General features: G+C 44.2%; 29 protein-coding genes and 1 tRNA gene. 16 read left to right on the plus strand and 14 right to left on the minus strand.

The features are described 5' to 3' along the window. Positions 1-2 precede the first annotated feature (2 nt). The 4 genes from fmt to IAE16_RS04325 are packed head-to-tail and all read right to left on the minus strand — an operon-like array spanning position 3 to position 2,678. Positions 3-899 carry a methionyl-tRNA formyltransferase gene (fmt, locus tag IAE16_RS04310; RefSeq protein WP_323701497.1) on the minus strand — a complete coding sequence of 299 codons (897 nt, stop codon included), beginning with the start codon at positions 897-899 and terminating at the stop codon, positions 3-5. After that, positions 896-1,972: a bifunctional diaminohydroxyphosphoribosylaminopyrimidine deaminase/5-amino-6-(5-phosphoribosylamino)uracil reductase RibD gene (ribD, locus tag IAE16_RS04315; RefSeq protein WP_323701498.1), complete on the minus strand. Its 1,077-nt coding sequence runs from the start codon at positions 1,970-1,972 to the stop codon at positions 896-898. The genes fmt and ribD overlap by 4 nt, the downstream gene beginning before the upstream one ends. Next, on the minus strand, positions 1,972-2,244 hold the full coding sequence (locus IAE16_RS04320) for a TFIIB-type zinc ribbon-containing protein (protein WP_323701499.1): 273 nt from the start codon (positions 2,242-2,244) through the stop codon (positions 1,972-1,974). The genes ribD and IAE16_RS04320 overlap by 1 nt, the downstream gene beginning before the upstream one ends. Next, the gene (locus tag IAE16_RS04325) at positions 2,241-2,678 is read right to left on the minus strand and encodes a hypothetical protein (RefSeq protein WP_323701500.1); all 438 of its coding nucleotides are present in this window, start codon (positions 2,676-2,678) and stop codon (positions 2,241-2,243) included. Before IAE16_RS04325 ends, IAE16_RS04320 begins: the two co-directional genes overlap by 4 nt. 17 nt (positions 2,679-2,695) lie before the next feature. On the opposite strand from IAE16_RS04325, the gene IAE16_RS04330 reads away from it, so the two are divergent. From IAE16_RS04330 to IAE16_RS04400, 15 genes are read left to right on the plus strand one after another with little or no spacing between them, the layout of a single operon-like run. Next, a complete protein-coding gene (locus tag IAE16_RS04330; protein WP_323701501.1) occupies positions 2,696-3,142 on the plus strand; it encodes a Na+/H+ antiporter subunit E in 447 nt (148 codons plus the stop codon). Next, positions 3,139-3,390 (plus strand): MrpF/PhaF family protein, encoded by a 252-nt coding sequence (locus IAE16_RS04335; protein WP_323701502.1) that lies wholly within the window; start codon positions 3,139-3,141, stop codon positions 3,388-3,390. Before IAE16_RS04330 ends, IAE16_RS04335 begins: the two co-directional genes overlap by 4 nt. After that, entirely contained in the window at positions 3,380-3,661 is a 282-nt protein-coding gene (mnhG, locus tag IAE16_RS04340; RefSeq protein WP_323701503.1) for a monovalent cation/H(+) antiporter subunit G, read from the plus strand. The genes IAE16_RS04335 and mnhG overlap by 11 nt, the downstream gene beginning before the upstream one ends. After that, complete coding sequence (locus IAE16_RS04345) at positions 3,654-4,520, plus strand: hydrogenase subunit MbhD domain-containing protein (RefSeq protein WP_323701504.1); 867 nt, start codon at positions 3,654-3,656, stop codon at positions 4,518-4,520. Before mnhG ends, IAE16_RS04345 begins: the two co-directional genes overlap by 8 nt. After that, a complete protein-coding gene (locus tag IAE16_RS04350) occupies positions 4,517-4,795 on the plus strand; it encodes a cation:proton antiporter subunit C (protein ID WP_323701505.1) in 279 nt (92 codons plus the stop codon). The genes IAE16_RS04345 and IAE16_RS04350 overlap by 4 nt, the downstream gene beginning before the upstream one ends. Beyond that, the gene (locus tag IAE16_RS04355) at positions 4,795-6,243 is read left to right on the plus strand and encodes a complex I subunit 5 family protein (protein WP_323701506.1); all 1,449 of its coding nucleotides are present in this window, start codon (positions 4,795-4,797) and stop codon (positions 6,241-6,243) included. The genes IAE16_RS04350 and IAE16_RS04355 overlap by 1 nt, the downstream gene beginning before the upstream one ends. A 1-nt stretch (position 6,244) precedes the next feature. Continuing rightward, complete coding sequence (locus IAE16_RS04360) at positions 6,245-7,726, plus strand: complex I subunit 5 family protein (protein WP_323701507.1); 1,482 nt, start codon at positions 6,245-6,247, stop codon at positions 7,724-7,726. A gap of 21 nt (positions 7,727-7,747) precedes the next feature. Next, positions 7,748-9,031 (plus strand): phosphopyruvate hydratase, encoded by a 1,284-nt coding sequence (gene eno / locus IAE16_RS04365; RefSeq protein ID WP_323701508.1) that lies wholly within the window; start codon positions 7,748-7,750, stop codon positions 9,029-9,031. Between the two features lie 28 nt (positions 9,032-9,059). Beyond that, positions 9,060-9,302: a septum formation initiator family protein gene (locus tag IAE16_RS04370; protein WP_323701509.1), complete on the plus strand. Its 243-nt coding sequence runs from the start codon at positions 9,060-9,062 to the stop codon at positions 9,300-9,302. Between the two features lie 37 nt (positions 9,303-9,339). Beyond that, positions 9,340-10,089, plus strand: coding sequence for a tetratricopeptide repeat protein (locus tag IAE16_RS04375; RefSeq protein WP_323701510.1), 750 nt, complete (start codon positions 9,340-9,342; stop codon positions 10,087-10,089). A gap of 1 nt (position 10,090) precedes the next feature. Further along, positions 10,091-10,777 carry a polyprenyl diphosphate synthase gene (gene uppS / locus IAE16_RS04380; protein WP_323701511.1) on the plus strand — a complete coding sequence of 229 codons (687 nt, stop codon included), beginning with the start codon at positions 10,091-10,093 and terminating at the stop codon, positions 10,775-10,777. After that, a complete protein-coding gene (locus tag IAE16_RS04385) occupies positions 10,755-11,465 on the plus strand; it encodes a phosphatidate cytidylyltransferase (protein ID WP_323701512.1) in 711 nt (236 codons plus the stop codon). The genes uppS and IAE16_RS04385 overlap by 23 nt, the downstream gene beginning before the upstream one ends. A 3-nt stretch (positions 11,466-11,468) precedes the next feature. Further along, positions 11,469-12,785, plus strand: a complete 1,317-nt coding sequence (locus tag IAE16_RS04390; RefSeq protein ID WP_323701513.1) for a TldD/PmbA family protein — start codon at positions 11,469-11,471, stop codon at positions 12,783-12,785. Position 12,786: 1 nt separating this feature from the next. After that, positions 12,787-13,392: a hypothetical protein gene (locus IAE16_RS04395; RefSeq protein ID WP_323701514.1), complete on the plus strand. Its 606-nt coding sequence runs from the start codon at positions 12,787-12,789 to the stop codon at positions 13,390-13,392. Next, positions 13,389-14,765 (plus strand): hypothetical protein, encoded by a 1,377-nt coding sequence (locus tag IAE16_RS04400; RefSeq protein ID WP_323701515.1) that lies wholly within the window; start codon positions 13,389-13,391, stop codon positions 14,763-14,765. Before IAE16_RS04395 ends, IAE16_RS04400 begins: the two co-directional genes overlap by 4 nt. On the opposite strand, the gene IAE16_RS04405 is transcribed toward IAE16_RS04400, so the two are convergent. The 10 genes from IAE16_RS04405 to IAE16_RS04450 all read right to left on the minus strand — a co-directional run bounded on the left by IAE16_RS04405 (position 14,758) and on the right by IAE16_RS04450 (position 23,173). Then, positions 14,758-16,497 carry an ABC transporter substrate-binding protein gene (locus IAE16_RS04405; RefSeq protein WP_323701516.1) on the minus strand — a complete coding sequence of 580 codons (1,740 nt, stop codon included), beginning with the start codon at positions 16,495-16,497 and terminating at the stop codon, positions 14,758-14,760. The two genes, IAE16_RS04400 and IAE16_RS04405, sit on opposite strands and share 8 nt — an antisense overlap. Further along, positions 16,494-17,627: a 1-deoxy-D-xylulose-5-phosphate reductoisomerase gene (dxr, locus tag IAE16_RS04410; protein ID WP_323701517.1), complete on the minus strand. Its 1,134-nt coding sequence runs from the start codon at positions 17,625-17,627 to the stop codon at positions 16,494-16,496. Before dxr ends, IAE16_RS04405 begins: the two co-directional genes overlap by 4 nt. Continuing rightward, positions 17,624-18,586: a KpsF/GutQ family sugar-phosphate isomerase gene (locus IAE16_RS04415; protein WP_323701518.1), complete on the minus strand. Its 963-nt coding sequence runs from the start codon at positions 18,584-18,586 to the stop codon at positions 17,624-17,626. The genes dxr and IAE16_RS04415 overlap by 4 nt, the downstream gene beginning before the upstream one ends. Beyond that, positions 18,586-19,110: an inorganic diphosphatase gene (ppa, locus tag IAE16_RS04420; RefSeq protein ID WP_323701519.1), complete on the minus strand. Its 525-nt coding sequence runs from the start codon at positions 19,108-19,110 to the stop codon at positions 18,586-18,588. Before ppa ends, IAE16_RS04415 begins: the two co-directional genes overlap by 1 nt. A 21-nt stretch (positions 19,111-19,131) precedes the next feature. Next, positions 19,132-19,704, minus strand: a complete 573-nt coding sequence (pth, locus tag IAE16_RS04425) for an aminoacyl-tRNA hydrolase (protein WP_323701520.1) — start codon at positions 19,702-19,704, stop codon at positions 19,132-19,134. Beyond that, complete coding sequence (locus tag IAE16_RS04430) at positions 19,701-20,270, minus strand: 50S ribosomal protein L25/general stress protein Ctc (RefSeq protein ID WP_323701521.1); 570 nt, start codon at positions 20,268-20,270, stop codon at positions 19,701-19,703. The genes pth and IAE16_RS04430 overlap by 4 nt, the downstream gene beginning before the upstream one ends. Before the next feature lie 12 nt (positions 20,271-20,282). Beyond that, positions 20,283-21,218, minus strand: a complete 936-nt coding sequence (locus IAE16_RS04435; protein WP_323701522.1) for a ribose-phosphate diphosphokinase — start codon at positions 21,216-21,218, stop codon at positions 20,283-20,285. A 28-nt stretch (positions 21,219-21,246) separates the two neighbouring features. Then, positions 21,247-21,319: transfer RNA gene (locus tag IAE16_RS04440), tRNA-Gln, on the minus strand. Beyond that, the gene (gene ispE / locus IAE16_RS04445; RefSeq protein WP_323701523.1) at positions 21,310-22,122 is read right to left on the minus strand and encodes a 4-(cytidine 5'-diphospho)-2-C-methyl-D-erythritol kinase; all 813 of its coding nucleotides are present in this window, start codon (positions 22,120-22,122) and stop codon (positions 21,310-21,312) included. Before ispE ends, IAE16_RS04440 begins: the two co-directional genes overlap by 10 nt. Before the next feature lie 109 nt (positions 22,123-22,231). Next, a complete protein-coding gene (locus tag IAE16_RS04450; RefSeq protein ID WP_323701524.1) occupies positions 22,232-23,173 on the minus strand; it encodes an RpnC/YadD family protein in 942 nt (313 codons plus the stop codon). Positions 23,174-23,427: 254 nt separating this feature from the next. On the opposite strand from IAE16_RS04450, the gene groES reads away from it, so the two are divergent. Further along, on the plus strand, positions 23,428-23,721 hold the full coding sequence (gene groES, locus IAE16_RS04455; protein ID WP_323701525.1) for a co-chaperone GroES: 294 nt from the start codon (positions 23,428-23,430) through the stop codon (positions 23,719-23,721). Positions 23,722-23,745 lie beyond the last annotated feature (24 nt).

Below are 23,745 nucleotides of genomic sequence, written 5' to 3' on the forward strand. Positions count from 1 at the left end.
TTCTACAAAAACCTCTCTACCTTATACCCCCTCATAAACTCCTCTCCACTCATAACCTTTCCCTTTGGAGATACAAGCTCAAGCACCTCAACCGCATCCTTTCCACAGGCAACTAAGAGTTTTTTCCTATCAAGAACCTCTCCCGGGCTTCCTTGAGCTTCCACGGTTTTAACCCTAAGGACTTTAATCCTTTCGCCTTTTTCTGTCAAGGTATAGCAGTCTGGGTATAAGCCTCTTATTCTGTCTCTTACGCTTTCTGCATCCGCTTTCCAGCATATTCTTAGCTCTTCCTTTTGCACCGGCGGTGCATAAAGTGCCTTGCTGTGGTCTTGTAGTATGGGTTTTATATTACCCTTAGACCATTCCCTTAAGGTCCTTACCAAAAGGCTTGCTCCCTTCTGAGAGAGCCTTTCTGAAAGGGTCCTTAGGTTGTCCTCTAAGTGGATAGGCTCTTCCTCCTGAGAGAGGATGTCTCCTGTGTCCATTCCTTCATCCATAAGCATGACCGTGTTTCCTGTTATCTTTTCTCCTGCCATGATAGCTCTTTGAATGGGTGCGGAGCCTCTATAGGCTGGAAGTAGGCTTGCATGCAGGTTTATACAGCCATAGGTTGGGTAGTTTATGACTTCCGGTGGGAGTATTTTGCCATAAGCGACCACCACTATACAGTCTGGCTTTAACCTTTCCACTATGGGCATTATATGACTTTTCTTCTCTGGCTGAAAAACCTCTATGCCAAGCTCTTTGGCAAGCACTTTTGTAGGTGGTGACGTGAGCTTTTGACCTCTGCCTGCAGGTTTGTCTGGTTGGCAAACCACTCCCAAAAGTTCAAACTCTTGATGCAGAGCTTTTAAGGATGGCAAGGCAAACTCGGGAGTGCCAAAGAAAAGTATTTTCATGACCTTATATATTCTAAAGCCACGTCATCGCCAAAGGTTTTTACATCCCTAAGTTTTAGCCTTGGTGCATCCCTCAAAAGCTCCACCCCTATATCTCCTATCCTTTTGCCTTCACCTATGAGAATGGGACCCAAGAAAACCCAAAGGCGGTCAAAAAGACCTTCTTTTATGAAAGAGGTCAAGGTAATAGCACCACCCTCTACAAGAAGATGCATCACCTCTAAAAAGTAAAGCTCTCTCAAAACCTCCCTCAGGTCCAGGCTTTTATCTTTGGCTGGTGCAAGGATAACTTTGACCCCCTTGTCTTCAAGTCTTTTGACCTTCTCCTTGTTCTCGCTTGTGGTAAATACAAGAGTTTGAGCGGAGTGGTCTTCCACAAGGTGGCACTCCTCTGGAATTTTCAGCTGTGGGTCAAGCACTATCCTTATGGGCTGTCTTTCCCACTCAAAGGCTCTTATGGTAAGTCTTGGATTGTCCCTCAAGAGGGTGTTTATACCCACAAGCACCGCGGTTGCCTCTGCCCTAAGGCGGTGTGCAAAGTTTCTTGCCTGCTGTGAGGTTATCCATTGGCTTTCTCCAGTCTTTAGTGCCAAAGACCCATCTATGCTCTGAGCCCACTTCAAGGTTATGTAAGGTCTTTTCTGAGTGATATAAACAAAAAAGTCCTCGTTGAGCCTTTTGGCTTCCTCTTCAAGAAGTCCCACCTCCACCTCTATGCCTGCTTTCCTTAACCTTTCTACACCCTTTCCAGATACAAGCGGGTTTGGGTCAAGGGTGGCAATCACCACCCTTTTTAACCCTGCCCTTATAATGGCGTCCGTGCAGGGTGGAGTCCTACCATAATGGGTGCAAGGTTCAAGGGTCACATATAGGGTTGCCCCCTTTGCCCTCTCCCCTGCCTTTTCAAGGGCTACCACCTCTGCATGAGGCATGCCAGCCATTTCATGATAGCCCTCTCCCACAATCTGCCCATCCTTTACTATTACACAGCCTACAGTAGGGTTAGGATGTGTAAGACCCTTACGCGAATATGCAAGCTCTAAAGCCCTTTTCATAAACCTGAGGTCTTCCATCAGTCAAATATATCAAATATCTCACCAAAGATGGACTTTTTCTTCTTTTTATGCTTGTATTCTTCGTATCTTCTATAGATTTCAGGGTGCTCTCTTGTTATTCCCCTTAGCTCCTCCTCAAGAGCACTTTCCGCCCTTTGTATGGCTTGAATTATCTTGGAGAGCTCGCCTTTATCAAGCCATATGCCACCGCATGCAGGACAAACGTCCACCAAAACTCCATACTTGTTGACTTCCAAAAGCTCCACATCAACGCATCTTGGACACTTCATCTTTTTTCCTCAAGTCCTTTTATAAACTCAAGCATGTCTATGTAGATTATACCAAAGGCATCCTGAAGAGCCCCTCTCCTTGGAAGGTCACCTACACTTCCTGTGGGTTGCGAGTATGGAACAGAGGTTGAAAAAACCTTTTTTACCTCACCCACAGTTAAACCAACCTTTAGCTCTAAGTTGTAGGCACTAACCCTTTGTTGAGGAGTAAAGGCTATGGGCGTTTCCTTTAGTAATTCTATATATGGCTTTATTTCCTGAGCCCCATCTCCACAGCTAAGCCTGTTTCCCGACTCTAACACCGCCCTTTCAAGACTCTTTCTGAAAGCGTAGCTTAGGTAAACCTCCGCATAGGGGTTTTCCACCTCTTTTATGCAAAAGTCCTTTGCAAGGGAAAGGGAAAGGCTCAAAAACAAAGCCAAGAATAATCTCATAGCTTATAATATAACCCATGCTTGTTCTTGCAGTATTGTATTCTCTTCTCTGGATAGCTATAGCGGGCTACGACCTAAAGTCTGTGTTTTTTGGAGTTTTGGCGGTAGGCTCTGCCCTTTTTGTGCATATAACCCTTGGGCTATACCCTCCTCGTATAAATCCTATTGCTCTTTTTGAGTTTCTTGGAGTGTTCCTTTGGCAAGCCCTTCTGGGTGGGATAGATGTGGCAAGACGCATAGTAAGTCCACAGCTTAGGGTAAACCCTGGCTTTGTAGTGTATAATTTCCAGAGCGAGAAGCTCTGGGTCAAAATACTCTTAGCCCTGACTATAAACCTTACTCCTGGCACTCTTAGTGTGGTGATAGAGGATAAGCAGGTTTTGGTCCATACTCTTGATGTGGAAAGCTACAGCGAGGAATCTGTTAGGTCGCTTGAAGGACTTTTGGATAGGGTCTTCTCATGAAGGAGTTTATACTCTTTTTGCTCGGACTTAACTTAGCCCTTGGCTTTGTGCGTATCTTTAGGGGGCCAAGTGTGGTAGATAGCATGCTGGCTTCCTTGCTCCTCGGCACTGGAGGGACTTCTCTCATACTTGCCCTGTATAAGTTTACAGGTCAGGCTTTTCTTTTAAATCTTGCCCTTGGTTTTGCTCTCCTTGCGGGAGTTGTGGGTGTAGCCTTCGCTATAATAATGTTAAGAGATGCTGATTGAGATACTCTCCACAAGCCTCATATTGATAGGTAGCCTCTTTTTGCTTGTAGGTAGTGTGGGACTTATAAGGCTTAGGGACTCCTACAGCAGGCTTCATGCTCTAACCAAGGCGGATATGCTCGGTTTTGGCTTTGTGGTTTTGGGCGTTATGTTCTCCGTAAGTAGCTTGGGAGAGGCTTTAAAGTTAGTTATAATATGGGTATTTGTTGTAGTTTACAGCTCCATAGTGGGATACGCTATAGCCAACAGCAAGAGGAAAAGGGATGCTTGACATAATAATAGGACTTTTAATGCTCCTGTCCGCTTTTGCATCGCTACACAGTAAGGACCTTTTAAAAAGCGGAGTTTTCTTTGTGGTTTTTGGTTTTATGAGTGGTCTTTTGTGGATTAGGCTTTCCGCACCAGACATAGCCATGGTGGAGATAATACTGGGTTCCGCCATAACAAGTATTCTCATATTCAAGCTGTCAAGGGGTGTAAGGGATATTGCCATAAAACCTAAATTATGGAGAAGGCTTTGGGCTGGTGCAGGCTCTTTGGTGCTGTTTGTATTTCTCACCTTTTACCTGTTTACAGTAAGAGAGGAAGAGAGGGTAGGTGGTCTTGTTTTTGAAAAACTTAGTCTCAGCGGTGTGGAAAGCCCTGTAACTGCGGTCCTTCTTAACTTTAGAGGATACGATACGCTCTTAGAAGTTGGTGTTATAACCCTTGCGGTAATTGGCATATTAGCCCTTGAGCCAAAGAGAAAAATCTATGAGTGGAACGATATAGTGGTGTGGCGTTTTTCTAAAATATTCCTGCCCATAATAGCCCTCTTTTCCCTATATATAACCTATCTTGGAGCTTTCTCTGTGGGTGGTGCCTTTCAGGGTGGCTCTCTCTTGGCAGGTGGTCTTGCCTTTCTGAGCCTTTCTGGACAGAAACTGCCGATAAGAGAGAACCCTACCCTTTTCCTCGCCATGCTTAGCCTTGCGGTCTTTGTAGCCTTTGCCTTTGCATACGCCCTTGTAGGACATGGCTTTCTTACCTATCCTCTTGAGCTTTCAACCTTGTCTATAATGCTTATAGAGATTTCCATATGTATTTCTACAGGAATGCTACTATACATAGCCATAAGGGGTAGACTATGAAGGAACTGTATTATCTGCTCTCCTTTCTTCTCATAAGCATGAGCACCTACTACTTTATCACCGCCTTAAACTTTGTTAAGCGACTAATTGCGGTCAACATCTTAGGCTCTGGCGTTTTTCTCTTTTTTGTGGCAACCGCAAGAAATACCCCCTCCGAAAACCCAGACCCCGTGCCCCATGCTCTTGTGTTAACAGGTATAGTGGTGGCGGTAAGTGCCACAGCCCTTGCGGTCTCCTTACTTTTGCACCTTAGTAAACAAAAAGAGGAAGAATGATGCTTGGCTTTGACCTTGGTTATCTTGTGGCAGTGCCCCTTATAGGTGCTATCCTTTCTCTCCTATCTCCTATAAGGCTTCTTGTTGCGGTTGTTTTCAGTCTGCTTTCACTGACTCTTTCCTTGTATGCCTTTTACATAACCTTAAGCATGCATGAACCCATCTATCAATGGGTAGGAGGCTGGCCTGCACCACTTGGAATTGGCTTTAAGTTAGATGGTGTTTCGGGCTTTTTCCTTATGATGAGCGGGGTGGTGAGCTTTGCGGTGGGAGTATACTCTCTGGGTTTTTTCAAAGAAGGCTACAAGAGACAAGAAGGGTTTTTCTGGTTTTTCTTCTTTTTCCTCTGGACGGGGCTTAATGCCTTTTTCCTCTCTGAGGACCTCTTTAACCTGTATGTTGCCCTTGAGGTGCTTTCCCTTACTGCGGTGGTGCTTGTTGCCCTTCCAGGCTATAGAAAAGCCATAAAGGCTTCTGTGAACTATCTGTTTTTGTCTTTGTTTGCTTCCATGTTCTACCTCTTTGGCGTTGCCATGCTATACACCAATTACGGAACTCTTAGCATGTCCCTACTTGCCCAGAGGCTTACTGGAACTGAGGCTTTTGTTTTTACGCTTTTTCCCCTTGTCTTGGCTCTTTCCATAAAGTCCGCCCTTTTACCCTTTCACTTTTGGCTTCCACCAGCCCACTCAAGCACGGTGGCACCTGCCAGTGCCCTCCTCTCTGGGCTTGTGGTAAAACCACCTGCATACCTGATACTTAGACTTTGGCTTGATGTTTTTCCAGACAACCTGAGCCTTGAATACCTGAGCTGGGTTTTGGGTGGGCTTGGTGCTCTTGCAGTGTTTTTTGGCTCCTATTACGCCATAAGGCAGAGAACCATAAAGATGCTCTTGGCATACTCTACCGTTGCACAGATGGGATACCTTTTTTTGATGGTCCCCATATACTACAAAGCCCAAAGCCTTGAGGTTAAAACCATTGTCCTTCAGGGTTTTGCTCTTCAAGCTCTTTCCCATGCCTTGGCAAAAGCCAGCATGTTCTTATCTTCTGGAAACGCTATATATGTGGCTAGGAGGGATGAGCTTTCTTACATGCCAGGCTTTGCCCACAGTCATCCTTTTACCTTCTTTGCCCTCTTCTTCTCGGGTGCCACCCTTATAGGTCTGCCACTAAGCGGTGGCTTTGTTGCCAAGTTTCTACTTCTAAAGGCTTCTATAAAGATAGGCTTCGTGTTTCAGGGTATCATATTCCTTCTGGGAAGTTTGCTTGCGGCTATGTATATTTACCCTATTTGGAAGGAGAGCTTTTCTTCTAAGCCAGAAAAACTTTATGACAAGCCCATTCCACGCTCTATGGAACTTTCCGCCTTTACGCTTGGGTTTATAGCCTTTTCCATAGGGCTAATTTCAGGCTTTTTAATACAAGGAATTACGGGAAGAGACTAACATGGACCAGTTTATGGTGCTTAGTTTACTCTTTAGCTCCTTTGTGGCGAGCCTTGTGATAGCGTTCTTAAAGGAGGAGTGGTATACCCTTAGAACCCTTGTAAACATAAGTGCTGCGGTATACAAGCTCTTTGTAATAGCATACCTTCTTTTGGCTGTGTATCAGGGTAGGGTTTTTGAAATAAGCTATCCCATGGTATCCTTTGCGGACTTTCACCTCAAAATAGACCCACTTGGGCTTTTGTTTGTGAGCCTGTCTTCCTTCTTGTGGCTTCTCACCACCTTCTACGCAGTTGGTTATCTTGAGGGTTCTCCAAACCGCAGGCGGTTTTTCACTTTCTTTAACCTTGCGGTCACTTCTACTATGGGTATTGCTCTCGCAGGTAACCTCTTTACCTTCTTCCTCTTTTATGAACTTCTTACTCTAAGCACCTATCCTCTTGTAGTTCACAGGGGGACCAAAAAGGCTCTGAGTGCAGGAGGTGTTTATCTGTTATATACCTTTCTTGGCGGAAGCCTTTTCCTTATATGTGTGGTTATCCTCTATGTCTTAGTAGGCGATGGAAACTTTAGTGTGGATGGCAACACCCAACTCAAGGCTTGGGCTATGGCAAACCCCCACTTGGCAAGTTTGCTCTTTTATGGTCTGTTCTTCGGAATGGCGGTAAAGGCAGCAGTTTTTCCACTTCATGGTTGGCTCACAAGGGCAATGGTGGCACCAGCCCCAGTTAGTGCACTCCTGCATGCGGTAGCAGTGGTAAAGGCAGGAGCCTTTGGCGTTGCAAGGCTTGTTTATGACCTCTACGGTGCGGAGACAGTTGACGCTCTAAACCTCTGGCAACCTCTTGCTTACCTTGCGGGCTTTACCATAGTATTTGGTTCTTTTATGGCGGTATTCCAAAAGGAGCTTAAAAAAAGGCTTGCCTATTCCACAATAAGCCACCTCTCATATATACTCTTAGGTCTATTAATTCCTGGACCCATTGCCACCATGGGTGCTCTCCTACACTTAGTAAACCATGGCGTAATGAAAATAACCCTCTTTATGTGCGTAGGAAATTACTCAGAAACTTACGGAATACATAAGGTAGAAGAGGTAAAGGGAATAGGTAAAAAAATGCCTCTTACTACCCTTGCGATTACCATTGCCTCCCTTGGTCTTATAGGTCTTCCCTTTACCGCAGGCTACATTACAAAGGAGTATCTACAAAAGGGTGCTCAGATTGCAGGTGTGGAATGGGCTGTATATGTGCTCTATGCAAGCTCTCTATTGAGTGCCCTCTATCTACTACCTATAGTCTTCAGTGCATGGTTTGGCAGAGGAGAGTTTAAGAAAGAGAGAAACACAAACCTTGAAACAAACCCCCTTATGCTCCTGCCACCCCTTATAACGGGACTATTAACAGTGCTTATATGGCTATCCACAAAGACACCCATAAACCCCATTCTCTGGACTGAGCTAATTGTAAAGGGCTACCCCTAATAACTATGCTATAATTTATACATGTCTTCCATAACAAAGGTAAAGGCAAGGGAAGTTTTAGACTCAAGAGGAAATCCTACCCTTGAGGTGGAGGTAGAACTTTCTTCTGGTGCAAAGGGAAGGGCTATAGTGCCAAGCGGTGCATCCACGGGAGAAAAGGAGGCTCTTGAGCTAAGAGACCACGACCCAAAAAGGTATCTTGGAAAAGGCGTCCTAAGAGCGGTGGATAATGTAAACTCCATAATAGCAAAAGAGATAATAGGGCTTGATGCCAGCAAGCAATCCCTTATAGACAAGGTGCTTATTGAGCTTGACGGAACACCCAACAAAAGCAAACTCGGTGCAAACGCCATACTGGGTGTAAGTATGGCGGTAGCAAGAGCGATGGCACAGGAGCTTGGAATAAGCCTTTACAGATACATAGGAGGTCTAAGAGCCAGAAGGCTACCAGTGCCTTTGATGAATGTAATAAACGGTGGAGTCCATGCGGACAACCCTCTTGACATACAGGAATTTATGATAGTCCCCGTGTGTGGAGGAAGGTTTTCAGAGGCACTAAGGGTAGGAGTGGAAGTCTTTCACCACCTAAAGGCGATTTTAAAGGAAAAGGGATACTCTACCAATGTGGGAGATGAAGGTGGGTTTGCACCCAACTTGAAAAGCACAGAAGAAGCCTTAGATATGCTAATGTATGCCATAGAAAAGGCAGGATACAAGCCGGGTGAAGATGTGCTTTTGGCTCTTGACTGTGCGTCTTCTGAGTTTTACTACGAGGATGAAGTTTATCATTTTGAGGGTAAAAAACTTAGCTCAGAGGAACTTTGCGGTTTTTACGCTAAACTTTTAGAAAAATATCCGATAGTATCCATAGAGGACCCCATGGCGGAGGACAATATGGAAGGCTGGAGACTAATAACTAAGGAACTTGGAAATAAAGTTCAGCTTGTGGGAGATGACCTTTTTGTGACAAACCCAAGCATCTTCCAAGAAGGCATAAGAGAAGGACTTGCCAATGCCATACTGGTTAAGCTAAATCAAGTGGGAACTCTTACGGAAACACTACAGACTGTGGAAATAGCCCAAAGGGAAGGATACAAGGCGATAATTTCCCATAGGTCTGGAGAAACAGAAGATACCTTTATCTCACATCTTGCAGTAGGGACTGGCGCAGGACAGATAAAGACAGGCTCTGCATCACGCACAGATAGGATAGCAAAATATAATGAGCTTTTGAGGATAGAAGAGGAGCTTGGCGATGAAGCGGAATTCGGCGGGAAGGGAGAATTTTCGGTTTTTAAAGCCTGAAGGGTTTGCAAATCTCTTCTTTTTCCTTATGGTCCTTTACACCTTTTATAATCTTTTCCTTAGCCAGTATAATGTATTTAGGGTCTTTGAACTAAAGAAAGCCAGTGTTGAGCTTAATGCCAAGATATCTCGCCAAAGGGCGGAAAATAGTAATACAGAGCAAGTCCTTGAGCTTATAAGGGAAAACCCTGAGCATTTCAAAGAAAAATTCGCCCGTGAATACATGCAGTTACAGAGAGAAGGAGAGTATATACTTCTTTTCAAACAATAGGAGCTTAGCCTCTTTCAGTGTTATAATTTAAAGAATTATGAGAGGGATATTTACAGCCTTGTCTTTGTTTTCTCTAATATGGTTAGCCTCCTGTGGGGGCATAACCAAAGAGGAGTTTGACAAAAGAATTGCAAGCCTTGAGGGCAGAATATCACAGCTTGAAGAAAGACAGAGGTCTTTGGAAGAGAGAAACCTGAGGACAGAAGCAAGAGTGGACACTCTCTCTGAAAACCTTGCAAGGACAAGGCTTGAACTGGAAAGGCTTAGAGTTGAAAGACAAAGCACTGCTCAAGCTACCAGGTTGCCAGAGCCAATAAGGGAAGTGCCACAGCCTTCACCAAGTATTCCAGAAAGGGTGCAGGAAACTCCTCTGGCTCAACGCGACAACCCACAGCAGGCAACTGAAGAGTATCAAAGGGAATACGATGAAGCACTAAGGCTTTACAACTTAAGACAGCTAAACCAAGCAAGAGACAAGTTTATAGATTTTATAAGAAGGTATCCGAGGACACCTCTCACGGACAACGCCTATCTGTGGCTTGGTGTGGTCTACAGAGACCTTGGAGAAACGAACAAAGCGGAAGCGGTTTGGCTTACCCTAGTGGAAAGGTGCCAAAGGAAAGAGATGGTAGACTGCAACAAAGCGCCTTCTGCCTTGCTTCAATTGGCAAGGCTTTACGAACAAAGAGGAGACAATCAAAAGGCAAGGGAATACTACGAGGCTATACTGAGAGATTATCCACTTTCTGAGGAGGCTGGAACTGCAAGGACAAGGCTTGGAAGGTGATATGAAAATACCAAAACACTTGGCGGTTATAATGGATGGAAACGGAAGATGGGCGAGGGAAAGTGGTCTGCCAAGGATAGCAGGTCACTATGAAGGGGTAAAGAGGGGAGAAGAACTTGTAGATGCTTGTATAGAGCTTGGTATAAGGTGGCTCACCCTTTTTGCCTTTTCCACAGAAAACTGGAAAAGACCAGACTTTGAGGTAAATGCTCTGATGAGACTCCTTGAGGGATATCTCAGGGAAAGAAGTCATTTGCTACTGGAAAAGGGTATAAGGGTTTCTTTTATAGGAAGGCGGGACAGACTACCCAAAGGTCTATTAATGGAGATGGAGAGGGTTGAGAAGTTAAGACCCTCTGAAGAAAAAATTCATGTCATCCTTGCTATTGATTACGGCGGTAGAGACGAGATACTAAGAACCTTTAAGAAGATAAGTGAAGCGGGTCTTGAGCCTACAGAAAAGCTCTTTAATCTGTTTTCAGACCTACCAGAAGCACCAGACCCAGACCTTCTTATAAGAACAGGTGGAGAAAAGAGAATATCCAACTTTCTTCTCTGGCACTTGGCTTACACAGAGCTATACTTTACTGATACTTACTGGCCAGATTTTAGGAAAGAAGAGCTCGTAAAAGCCCTTGAAGACTTTTCAAGGAGGGAAAGAAGGTTTGGAGCGATCCTTCAGGAGTAGAGAATCCATAGGAATACTCATAGGCGTGCTTACTATAGCGGTAGTTCTATCTCCTTACCCTGTTTTCTATGCGAGCCTTCTTGCTCTTTCCTTGCTTATAGGCTACGAGGTTTCTAAGGCTCTAAAGTTTGAATTTTTCCATATGCCTCCCATTACCTTTTTAATTAGCTCCATATCCTTTGAGCTCGGTATCGTTTCTGCCCTTCTTTTGTCCCTTTACGCCGGTCGGAAGCGGTGGTCTATAGATGAGTTCTTCAAGACTTTACTGATATGCGTGTATGCGGGAGTCCTTCCTGTGTTTTTACTTAGTCTGAAAGAGGACTATGCTCTACTAAAACTCCTGATCTTTGTTTGGGCGGTGGACGTGTTTTCTTACTACGTGGGAAAGAACTTCGGCAAGAGACCTTTATCTCCAAAGCTATCGCCAAAGAAAACATGGGAGGGTGTTGCAGGTGGTGGCATTGCCGGTGCTGTAGTCTTGTTAGCCCTTCATGGCTTTAAAGGCTTTCTGTGGTCTTTACCTCTGGTAGTCGTAGCTCTTATGGGAGACCTTTTTAAGAGCTTTATAAAGAGACAGGTAGGTATAAAGGATTTCTCCAACGTGCTTGGAGAACATGGTGGGTTTACAGACAGGTTTGACTCTTTACTTTTTACAGCACCAGTTTATCTATTTCTTTTAAAATTTTGAAGCATGGAAAAGATTAGGTCCTGGATAGAAGAGGCTATTTCCCCGGGTTATGAGTATGAAGTGTATATGGAGCGTAGAAAAAAGACAACCCTTGAGAGTGCAGATGAGAGCTTGGAAAATCTTTTGAAGGCAGAGGAGGCAGGAATTGGCATAAGGGTCTTCAAAGATAGAAAAATGGGCTTTTCTTACACCACTGACCTTGATAAAGAAGCTGTGAAAGAGTGTGTAAAAGTTGCCACACAGGTGTGTGATATAACACCAGAAGACTATGGGTTTTCTCTCGGTGCTTGTCAGGACTTTGGAAAGTTGGAAACATACTATGATGAGGAGGGTCTCAAAAGACCTCTTGAGGAAAAGATAGACCTAATAATTAGCTTGGAACGTGGAGCAAAGGAGCTGGACTCAAGAGTAAAGGGTGTGAGAAAGGTAAGCCTCAAAGAAACAGAGCTTGAAGTGGTTTGTTTTAATTCCTGTGGACTCTCCTATGAGTATAGAGGAACGTGGTATACACTTATTATGGCGGTGCTCGCAGAAGAAAGGGGAGACTCTTCCATATCCTACGAGTATTCTGGTAGCAGGTTTCTCTCTAACTTGCCTTTGGAAAGCATTGTGGAGGATGTGGTCTTTAAAGCCACCGCAAGCCTTAACCCTTCGCAGATAGAAACTACTAAAATGCCTGTGATTTTCTTCAGAGAGGCGTTTGCAATGCTTCTCGAAGCCTTTAGTCCCATATTCCTTGGAGACTCTCTTGTCAAGGGCAAAACCTTCCTAAGGGATAGAGAAGGAATGGAGCTTTTCTCAAGCAAGCTTACAATCATAGATGACGGCACTTTGGAGGGCGGTTTTATTAGCCTTCCTGTAGATGCGGAAGGTTATGCAATGAGTAGAAAAGTTTTGGTAGATAGAGGTATATTCAGGGGCTTCCTTCACAGCACCTATACCGCCATAAAGTCCAGTTCAAAGCCTACGGGCAACTCCTTGAGGGAGGGCTTTAAGAGCTTACCAGTCTCCAGTATAACAAACCTCTACATAGAGCCTGGAGAGAAAAGCCTTGAAGACCTACTTCAAGGGGATGTTTTTCTTATAACAGACCTAATGGGCTTGCACACGGTGGACCCAGTATCTGGAGACTTTTCTCTTGGTGCTTCTGGTATAATATACAAACAAGGAAGGAGGTTAAAAGGCGTGAGGGGGGTCGTTATAGGAGGAAACATAAAGGACATTTGGAGTTCTGTAATTGAGGTGGGTAATGACCTAAGGTTTTATGGAAATGTGGGCTCACCCTCTATTCTTGTTGAAAACATAACCGTGGGAGGCTAAGATGGGAAAAGCCTTATCACCCTTACTGATGGTGCTTGGAACTCTGATTTTCTTCGCAGGGCAGTGGATAGCCTTTGAAATATATGTAAATACAAAACTTTCAAGGATAGGCGAAAACCTCTCTCAGTTTGTGCATGGTCTTTACTCTGGAGATACTCTGATAAAGTTAAACAAGGAGGACGAAAGCATATTTATACTCAGGACAGCAGGAGGTAAAGTCATAACCACGAATAACGCTATGGGTCCTCTTAGGGCAGAGGATTTTATAGGCACTGGCTATAGCAAGGGTGGGGACCATGTCTATACCTACATAAAGAGGGTAAGTTTCTCAGAGTATTTGAATGTCTTTCTGGAAAAACCATTTGCCTTAGGAGTTTCTATCTCAGGTCTCATATTGTTCTTGTCTGGTTTGGCATTGCTATTCAAAAGGGACAAGCCAATAGAACAGAAGGAAAGTTCAGAAATCCTACCACAGGAGGACATACTAAGAAGGCTAAAGGCTCTGAGAGTAACCTTCGCCATGAGTGGAATTATACCCAAGGAGAGTTTGTCTGAAGCCAAAAAGATATTGGACGATATAATTAAAAGAATGGAGGGTAAGACATGAACATACTCATAGTCTCTTTTGATAAAAATTTGGTAAGCAAAATTAAAGAGGTTCTCAGTGAACACAACTTGGTGGATGTGAAAAACGGAGAGGAAGCCATAAACACCGTCTCTTCTTACATGGATGTGGTTATATACGATGCGGTTTCTGGTTCTATATCTGAAGAGGACATTAACAATATGTATAAGCAGAAATTTAAGGACTCAAAGTATATAATTCTCGTCGATGACCTCTTTCCTGTAGACATGAACAATATAATGCCTCCAAGAAAGGTAAAGGTGATGAGAGATGAGGTAGCAACTAAAATCAAAGATGCGATTGTAAGCGAACCAGAGGCGGTGGTGGAAGAACAGCCACAGGAGGTGTCTTCGGGCGAGGAGCTATATCTGGAAGATAGGGATCTTTCACAACCTATATACACAGAGGGTATGATGGGCTTCAGAGAGTTTGATCTTGAAATACCTACAGAACCTACATTGTCCCAAGGAGAGAGGGTATTCCAAGAGGATACCATAGAAAAGCCACTTAAAAAACTGCTCTTAGTCTCTTTTGATACTACTCTTATAAATAACATAAGGGAAGCTATCTCAGGAAGGGTGGAGATATTAGAAGCGAGAAACATAAAAGAGGCTCTTGAGAAGGCAAAGGAGTCGGACATAATCCTCTTTGATACCATATCTGGGATGCTTGCCTACAGAACTCTTATGGATATGTCAAGGGAGGAATCCTTAGCAAAAAAGCCCTATGTTCTTCTTATAGATGAACTCTTTACCATAGATGTGGGAGGTATACCCCTTGAGAGAAAATACAGTTTCGCGAGGGAGGCGGAGCTTAGTAAAGCAATAGATAAGGTATTAGAGCTTGCGGAAGAACTTCCTGCGGAATACCTTGCTGAGTCATTGATGGAAACACCCCCTGTCTGGGAGTCCTTACCCGCAGAGCCTCAGCCAATAACTCCGCAGGAAGAAGAAAGAGGAATAATGAGCCTACTCGAGGAGATTATAGGCTCTGGTATTGGAGAAGAGGAAGCCCCAGCTTTAGCAGAAGAAGCTACTTCAGAGATTGAGATGAGGGAAACGTCCATAATTTCTGAAGGTATACCCAATATGGAGAGCGTAGCAGAGAGCATAGCTACAGCTATAAAGGATGTGATAAGAGAGCAATTGTCCCAAGAAAAAGTCTTGTCCTTTCTGTCCAGCTTTCTGAACCCAGAAGAGGTGGGTAGACAGATAGCTTCCCTTCTTGAAAGAAGGCTTGAAGAGATAATAGGAGAGAAAATCAATGAGGCTTTTTCAAGAATTGATATGAGTCAGATAGTCAGGGAAGAGGCTTACAAAGTCCTAAAGGAAAAGCTCAATGAGCTTATCACTTGAGAAATAAAGCCTCTTCCCTATACCACCCCCAAACGGTGGGAAAGATATTTTCAAACTTGTTCCTTACCGCAAGCATGCTCTTAGGTGTTGTGAGAAATATCATGGGTTGTTCCTCTGCTATTATGCGGTAAGCTCTCTTGTATATCTCTACCCTTTTTTCAAAGTTTGTTTCCCTTGCCCCCATGTCAAATAACTCATCAACTTCTCTTTCCCATGGGGTTTGTGGTTTGTTTTGCCTTGGATTCCACATATGAAGCGTTCCCGAAGAGTGCCATACGTTTCTTCCAAAGTGTGGGTCCATTGAGCCCGTAAGACCTATTATGACCGCCTCCCAGTCATAGGGTGGAGAAGTAAGCCTATTTACAAGGCTGTTGAAGTCTACGGGTCTAAAGACCACCTTTATTCCTATCTTCTCAAGGTCTTCCTTTATCATGTTTCCTATGGCTTCCCTTTCCTTGTTGCCTGCATTTGTAAGAAGCACTATCTCAAGGGTATTGCCCTCTGGGTCTTCAAGCCATCCATCACCGTTTCTATCTTTAAAGCCAAGGCTTTCAAGTATAGCCCTTGCCTTCTTTAGGCTGTATTCGTAGACAGGGAAGAGCCCTTCTGTGTAATAGGGTCTGTTGGCAGGTGTTACTGGACTATATAGAGGTTCTGCCAAGCCGTTGTAAACAAGGTAGCATATACCCTCTCTGTCTATGGCATGGGATATAGCTCTTCTGAATTCTCTGTTTTGAAACCATCTTAGTTTATACTTTGGCACCTTGGAGTTAGGGTTTTGATTAAAAACCAAAAAAGTGGTAGAGGGAGTGGGTCCAAGGTCATAGAGGGTAGTGTTCTTTACTCTGCTTATAAAGAGCACATCTTGAGGTCTAACACCCATGTAGTCTATTTCTCCGAGGGAATATTTCAAAAGGGCAGTGTCTGGGTCTTGCACTATGTATCCTATTTTTCTCTTTATGTATGGTAGTTGCCTGCCGGAGTTGTCATATTCATAGTAGTAGGGGTTTGCCTCGTATTCCACCATAACACCCTTTATATACCTTTTTAGCCTGTATGGCCCTGTTCCCACTATATCCTTTGGGTCTGTGTTTACGTTCCATGCGGTCATAAAGTTTCCTTCCTTTACAAACTTCTCCAATTTGTGCTTTGGTAGTATGGGTGCGGACAGGGCGTTAAGGAAGGGTGCAAAGGGCTCTGGAAGTCTAAACTCCACTGTGTATTTGTCTATTTTCCTTACGAAGTTCCTTACGTCCTCTTGGTTTTTTAATATGCCTCTAAACATATCTCCTGTGGAGTTGGGTATTTGAGGGTTGAGGTATATATCCCTGTATGTAAAGACCACATCCTCCGCAGTAAAAGGCTCACCATCGCTCCACTTTATGCCCCTTCTAAGATGGAAGATATACACCCTGCCACCCTCCTTCTCCTCCCATCTTTCTGCAAGGTCTGGGACTACCTGCATGGTTTTGAGGTCTATTTTGGTAAGACCTGTAAAGAGGTCAGAAAGCACTGCGGTAGAGGAAGTTTCTTGAGCTAAGGCTGGGTTTAAGGTTCTTGGGTCAGAATTTAACACAAACCTTATTTCTCCTCCTTCTTTACCTTCCTTTATATGAAAGTTTTCTGGCTTTGCCTTTACAAAGGATAAATTACCACCCTTTGGCGATGAGGTCAAATAAAAGGGTAAAAAAGCCAAGACTATAAAAGCTAAGGCAAGGGAAAACCCTTTCATCTTAAAACCCTCACAAGTTCCAATCCCTTTTTGTATGCCCAGTCTATAGCATATAGCACATCTTCAAGGCTCTGTGGGTCTCTTAGGCTCACATAACTTAAGATTTCCTCTACGAGGTTTACAATATCCAAAAAGCCTATTTTACCCTGTAAGAAAAGCTCCACCGCTACCTGGTCCGCACCCACCAACACTGCAGGGTATATGCCACCCATGAGAGCAACCCATTTACACAGAGGAATGCTCTTAAACTTTTCCGTATCTACCCTCTCAAGGGTTATAGGAGAAAGCTCAAGTAAACCCTTTTTCTCAAAGGGGAAGGCTTTTCTCTCTGGATAGTAAAGGCTATACAGTATGGGTATTCTCATGTCTGTTTGTGAGGTGTGGAATATAAAGCTACCGTCGATGAGCTCCACAATACCGTGCACCACGCTCTGGGGATGAATAACCACCTCAAGGCTTTCCACCTCAAGGTCAAAGAGGTTTATGGCTTCTATTAGCTCCATGCCTTTGTTCATAAGAGTGGCAGAGTCTATAGTTATTTTTGCACCCATCCTCCATGTGGGGTGCTTTAGTGCATCCTCTACGCTCACGTGTTTTAGCTCCTCCAAGCTCTTATCTCTAAAGGGTCCTCCAGAGGCGGTCAGATAAACCTTTCTTATATCTTCACGCCTTATGCCGAGCATTATCTGGAAGATGGCGTTGTGCTCGCTGTCCACAGGCACTATCCTTTCTCTGTTTTCCCTTACGAGTTCTCTTAGGCATATGAGGGATTCCTTGTTAGAAGCTAGAAGATTCTTACTCTGCTTAAGCACGAGATATGTGGGTAGAATGCCATCCACACCCGATATGGAATTCATCACAATTTCTGAACTTTCCACTATGGCGTGCAAACCCTCCTCACCTTTTAAAAAGGTCGTACCTTCTGGTAGTTGGGACAGCCAATCCTTTGAAGGTTCTTCGTAGCAGGACACAAACCTTGGCTTTAGCTCTACTGCTTGAAATAAGAGTTTTTCCGATGCCCTTTTTGCCAAAATACCCACAAGTTCAAAGTCTTCTCTGTATGCCTTTACTACCTCAAGGGTTTGACTTCCCACAGAACCTGTAGAGCCAAGCACTCCAAGTCTTTTCATAATATGCCTGCCCTAAGTATATCGTGCATGTGTATGATGCCTACTGGGGTGCCCCTTTCGTCAACCACGATAAGGACTGTGATTTTATAGTCCTCCATCCTTTTTAGTGCCTCCACCGCAAGCTCTTCCATGCGTGCGGTCTTTGGGTTCTTCGTCATTACATCTCTGGCTATGCTCGTGTCAAAGTTTCCACCCCTGTTTACAAAACGCCTTAGGTCTCCGTCAGTTATTATGCCTATTAGCTTTCCCTCTTGGCCTACCACTGCGGTAGCACCAAAGCCCTTGCTGGTCATTTCAATTATTGCCTCCTTCATGGGGGTATCTTCCTTTACTATGGGGACTTCCTCTCCCTTGTGGCAAAGGTCTGCCACCTGCCTTAGCCTTCTGCCAAGAGAACCTCCGGGATGCCTCAAGGCAAAGTCCTTTTCGGTAAAACCCTTGAGCTCCAAAAGAACCATAGCCAACGCATCTCCAAGCACAAGGGATGCGGTGGAGGAGCTCGTGGGTGCAAGCTGTAAAGGACAGGCTTCCCTTTCCACAGAGAGGAATATATGCACATCTGAATGCTTTGCCAGAGTGGAGTGTGGGTTGTTGGTTATGGATATGAGAGGCACACCAAGGAGCTTTATGTAGGGAACAAGAGAGTTTACCTCGGGAGACTCACCGCTGTTGGAAAAGGCAAGCACCACATCTCCAGAGTCTATTACTCCAAGGTCTCCATGGAGAGCCTCCGCAGGGTGCAAAAAATGGGCTGGCGTGCCGGTGCTTGAGAGGGTAGAGGCAACCTTACGGGCTATATGACCAGATTTGCCAACTCCTGTAGTTATTACCTTTCCCTGACAGTTTAAAATAAGCTCTACCGCCTTCACGAAGTTATCGCCTAAGTTGTCCCTAAGCTTCTCTAAGGCTTGAATCTCTATATCAAAAACCCTTTTAGCCTTCTGGAGTATCTCATCCATCACTTCTTGTAGTTTTCAATACCCTTCCTTATCTCCTCGTAGGCAAAGTCCACACCCTTAAAGCCTTCCACCTTTACCCACTTGCCTGGCTCAAGCTCCTTATAGTGTTCAAAGAAGTGTTTTATCCTATCAAGGAGAGCCTTTGGCAGGTCTTCATAAGACTTCACATTTTCGTAAGTGGGGTCTAACTTGCTGTGTGGGACCGCAAGTAGCTTTGTATCTACGCCTTCTTCGTCTCTCATTTCAAGCCCACCTATGGGTCTGCATCTTATAACGCTACCGGGTGCTACAGGATAGCGAGATATCACCAAAACATCCACAGGGTCTCCATCATCCGCAAGGGTTTGAGGGATAAAGCCGTAGTTAAAGGGATAGTGCATAGCGGTAAAGAGAAACCTATCTACAAAGATGGCTCCGCTTTCCTTGTCAAGCTCATACTTTATAGGGCTGTCTTGGGGTATCTCCACTACCACGTAGATGTCTTCTGGTGGGTTTTTCCCTGCAGGAATAGACTTTAGGTTCATCTTTTCACCTCCTCTTTTTATTTATAACATGGGTGCATTGCAAAAGTTCATGCTTTCTTCTAAACCATATTCTACACATCTTTGCAGACATTCGCTTGCCTTGTTGAAGACTTTTGCAAGCACTAACTCCTCCTCTTCACCAAAAGGCGAAAGCACATAATCAACTACCTTGCCTTTGTCTTTAGGTCTACCTATACCCACCTTAAGCCTTGGAAATTTATCTGTCTTTGTCTCTCTCATTATAGACTCTATACCATGATGCCCCCCACTGCTACCCTCAAGCCTTAGCCTTAGCCTTCCCAGAGGCAGGTCCAGGTCATCGTATACCACCAACATTTCCTCTGGCTTTATATCATACTCTTCAAGGAGGTTAACCACCGCAAGACCAGAATTGTTCATATAGGTTTGTGGCTTTGCGATAAGTACCTCTTTGCCATCTACCCTTGCCTTGTATAGATGAGAGAGGCACTCCTCTGAGTAGTCTTGCACCTTTAGCCTTCTAAGAAGTTCATCCACCACCATAAAACCTACATTGTGGCGAGTTCTTGCATACTTTTTGCCCGGATTTCCAAGACCCACAATAAGCCTAATCATTCAGTAGCTGTTGTTTCCTCCGCTTCAGGCTCAAGCACAACCGCAACCGTCTCTTCTGGAGAATCCATTATTACACATCCCTCGGGTGGCATTATGTCTCTAACGTGAAGAGCATCCCCAAGCCCAAGACCGCTTACATCAATGGTTATCTTTTCTGGAAGCTTGTCCACCCTTGCCTTTATAGTAAGGCTGTGCATAAGAGGTTCAAAGGTTCCACCAAGACCCACGCCCGCAGGTGTCCCTACAAACTCAATAGGCACTTCCACCTCAATCTCGCTTACGTGGGTAATATCTTGGAAGTCCACATGTATAGGATTGTCTCCAAGCCAGCCCATTTGCATTTCTCTGAGTAGACAGACCCTTTTATCTCCTTCAATCTCCGCCTCAATGAGAAAGGTTTCGCCCTTTGGAAAGGCTTTGAGGTCCTTCACGCTTATGTATGCATGTCTGTTTTCCACATCTTTGCCGTAAACCTCCACTGGCACGTAGCCTTCTCTTCTAAACCTCTTTATCTCGCTCTTTCTACCTATGGCTCTTGGTATTAACTTTACCTGAACCCTTTTCATCCTTTACCTCCTTTATGCAAAAAGTGAGCTTATAGATTCGCCTTCATGAGCACGTTTTATTGCTTCCGCTATTAGTGAAGCTACGGAAACGACTCTTAGCTTTTCAAAGTGCTTCCCATCCATACTAAGGGTATTGCTAACTATAACCTCTTCTACTGGTGATTCCTTTAGCCTGTCTATTGCAGGACCAGAAAATATACCATGAGTTGCAGATACAAATACACCCTTTGCACCCTTTGAAAGAAGCATGTGGGTAGCGGCGACCACCGTTCCTGCGGTATCTATAATATCGTCCACAATTATCGCCTTTTTGCCCTTTACATCACCTATTAGGTCCAGCACCTCCGCCACGTTCGGCTCAGGTCTCCTCTTGTATATTATGGCAATACCACAGCCTAACTTGTTGGCAAGAAGCCTTGCCCTTTCTACACCACCTGCGTCTGGCGAGACTACAACAAGGTCATCCTTTACCCTATCCTTTATATATTCGTATAGCACATTCAAAGCGTATAGGTTATCCACAGGTATATTGAAAAAACCCTGAATCTGAGGAGAGTGAAGGTCCACCACTATAAGCCTTTGAGCTCCAGCGGTAGTTATAAGGTCTGCTAAGAGCCTTGCACTTATGGGAACTCTTGGTCTGTCTTTCCTGTCCTGCCTTGCGTATGCATAGTAGGGTATAACTGCAGTTATCCTCCCTGCGGAGGCCCTCTTGAGAGCATCCAGTATAAGAAGTAGCTCCATTATGCTCTCGTTTACGGGATAACCCAGAGATTGTATCACAAAGACATCTTCACCCCTCATAGACTCGTTTATCCTTATTCTTACTTCACCATCACTAAAGCGTCCTACTACCACGTCAGAAAGGGGTATACCAAGATATTCAGAAACTTCCTGTGCAAGTTTTGGATTACTGGTGCCAGTTAGAAGCTTTATAGAGCCAAACATTCCACACCTCTTTTATTGTAGTAGAAAGCTGGGGTGCCTGGATTCGAACCAGGAGCCCCCGGATCCAAAGTCCGGTGCTCTGCCAGTTGAGCTACACCCCATAACTTTCCACTCTGTATAGCTTCCAACCTCTCGCTTTGCAGGCGAGCTCCACCTCTTGGGTAGTCTCACCCACATAGAAGACGCTGGAGCCGCTACCGCTCACAAGAGCCACTTTGCCTAAGCCTCTTAAAAACCTAAGCACTTCACCCACTTCTGGGTAGAGCTCTCCAGCCAGCTCACCCAGTTTATTCTGGAGAAGGCTTAGGTCTCCAGCCCTTAGGCAATCTATTATTTTATCACCCTCTATATTCTCTGTCAAGATATCTTCTTTTACCATACTGTAGACATATGCGGTGGAGCATTTAACACCGGGGTATATAAGGGTAAAGACCATACTTGGCAATTCAATTTTCTCAAGGACTTCGCCTCTACCCCTACCTATGGCAGAGCCTCCCATTAGGAAAAAGCCTGCGTCAGAGGATACACTGCTTGCTATTTCATGAAGCTCTCTTAAACTCAGTGGGTTGCCAAGCAATTGGTTCAAAGCCCTCAAAACCGTTGCCACATTGGAAGAGCCTCCTCCAAGACCAGCCCCTTCTGGTATATTCTTTTGAATAAAAACCCTAAAGCTAAGCTCTTCTCCAAGAAGTTCTTCCATAGACTTTATAGCTTTGTAGACGAGGTTTTCCTCCATAGGTATACCAGTGCTTGTCTCCACGTTCAAGGGTCCCTCTTGGATAAATATCTCATCAAATAGGGTTATAGCCTGATATATGGTGAAGACTTCATGGTACCCATCAGGCCTCTTTCCAAGAAGCCATAGACCTAAGTTGAGCTTAGCAGGAGACAAAAGCCTTAGCATGAGTATTAATAATAACCCAACTTGCAAGTTATTATATGGTGCTTTTCTTTCAATTGCAACTCAACTCAAAAGTCTCTCTTCCCTCAAAAGCTCCAAAACATCCCTTAGGTCATGAAATTTTCAGTTCAATAGCCAAAACCTGTATAAAATCCTCAGAAGTAGAAACCAACTTTTTGGCTAAAGACCTCAGAAACTCCACATCTCTTATTTCCCTTATCCTATTTACTATCTCTTCAGGCACATAGCCAAGTTTACCCTCAATTATGGCTATAAGCATCTCTTGTGCGGATTTCAAAAGTCCTTCCTCAATACCAATTTGCTTACCCTCTTCAAGTCCAATCTGTTTGCCCTTTTCAATACCAATAATCTCACCCTCTTTTTTACCCTCCTCAAGCCCAAGCCTATAGAGAATATCCTTTTTCAGTTTTTTCTTTGGCAATCTTACATCCTCAGGTCTAACCACTATAGGCATGTGTTTGACCTCCTCCGTAAGCCTTATCCTTAAGTTAGGTCTCAGTTCTGTCAGCGTCAAGGCTTTCAATAGATAGTCTTTTCTCTCTTCCTCGTTCATGCCTTCCATTGTCTTTATGAGCTTTTCTATCAGATATACCTCATCCTCTACCTTGCACAAACATGCCAATAGCCTATCCATAGGGTCTGGGCTTTCCAAAAGCACTCTGCAGTCTATCTGCCTTATGTCAAGTATTTCATAGCTAAAGGTAAGATTTCTAAGCCTTAGCTTTGACTTCATTCTTAACTTTCTGTTTCCTACATAAACAAGAAGTTGTTTTATAGGACTGGTTGGATATCTATCTAATATGGCAAGGTAATAGCGTAGCATTCTAAAGGGCATGTTAGGGTCGTTGAAGGACTGGAATTCTATATGCAATACACTCTCATCCTCAAGCCTTGCCAAGAAGTCCACTCTTAGCTCAGTGGAGGGCAGAGATGTTGGCAATAGCTCTTTGATAGGAGCTGGAGAGAGGATTTTGCTAAGCCTGTGTGGGATTTCTTCAAAGATGTCTTTGAGAGTTATATCTTTTGAAGACACAGAAGGATTATATCATTAAACAAGTTTGTCCTCGTATCCCTCATGGTGGGCTCAAGGTTATAAATCCTCTGTAGCTTACAGGTTAGGTTGATGATATCTGATAGACCATTACTCCGCAATAGACAGTGTTTAATCTTGATGGCTAAGAAAATATGAGTATACAAGACTAAAAATTTTCTCAATACCCTCTTGACAAAAGCCCAAGATGTTAATATAATATCTACCCGTAAAAATCCCTTAGAAGGAGGTGGAACATGGCAAAGCTCAGACCCCTTTATGACAAGATAGTAGTTAAGAGGTTTGAGGAGCAGGAGCAGAGGACTGCCTCTGGCATAATCATACCAGACACCGCCAAAGAAAAGCCACAGATAGGAGAGGTTGTGGCGGTGGGAGAAGGAAAACTTTTACAAAACGGTCAGCAAGTTCCACCTAAGGTAAAGCCTGGAGACAAGGTGGTCTTTAACAAGTATGCAGGCACAGAGGTAGAGCTTGATGGAGAAAAGTTCCTTGTTATGTCTGAGGATGAAGTGCTTGCAATAGTTGAGTAAAAAACTTTTAAAGGAGGTGGTAGT

It is taken from the genome of Hydrogenobacter sp. T-2 (assembly GCF_033971325.1).
In the GTDB taxonomy this organism is placed as follows: domain Bacteria; phylum Aquificota; class Aquificia; order Aquificales; family Aquificaceae; genus Pampinifervens; species Pampinifervens diazotrophicum.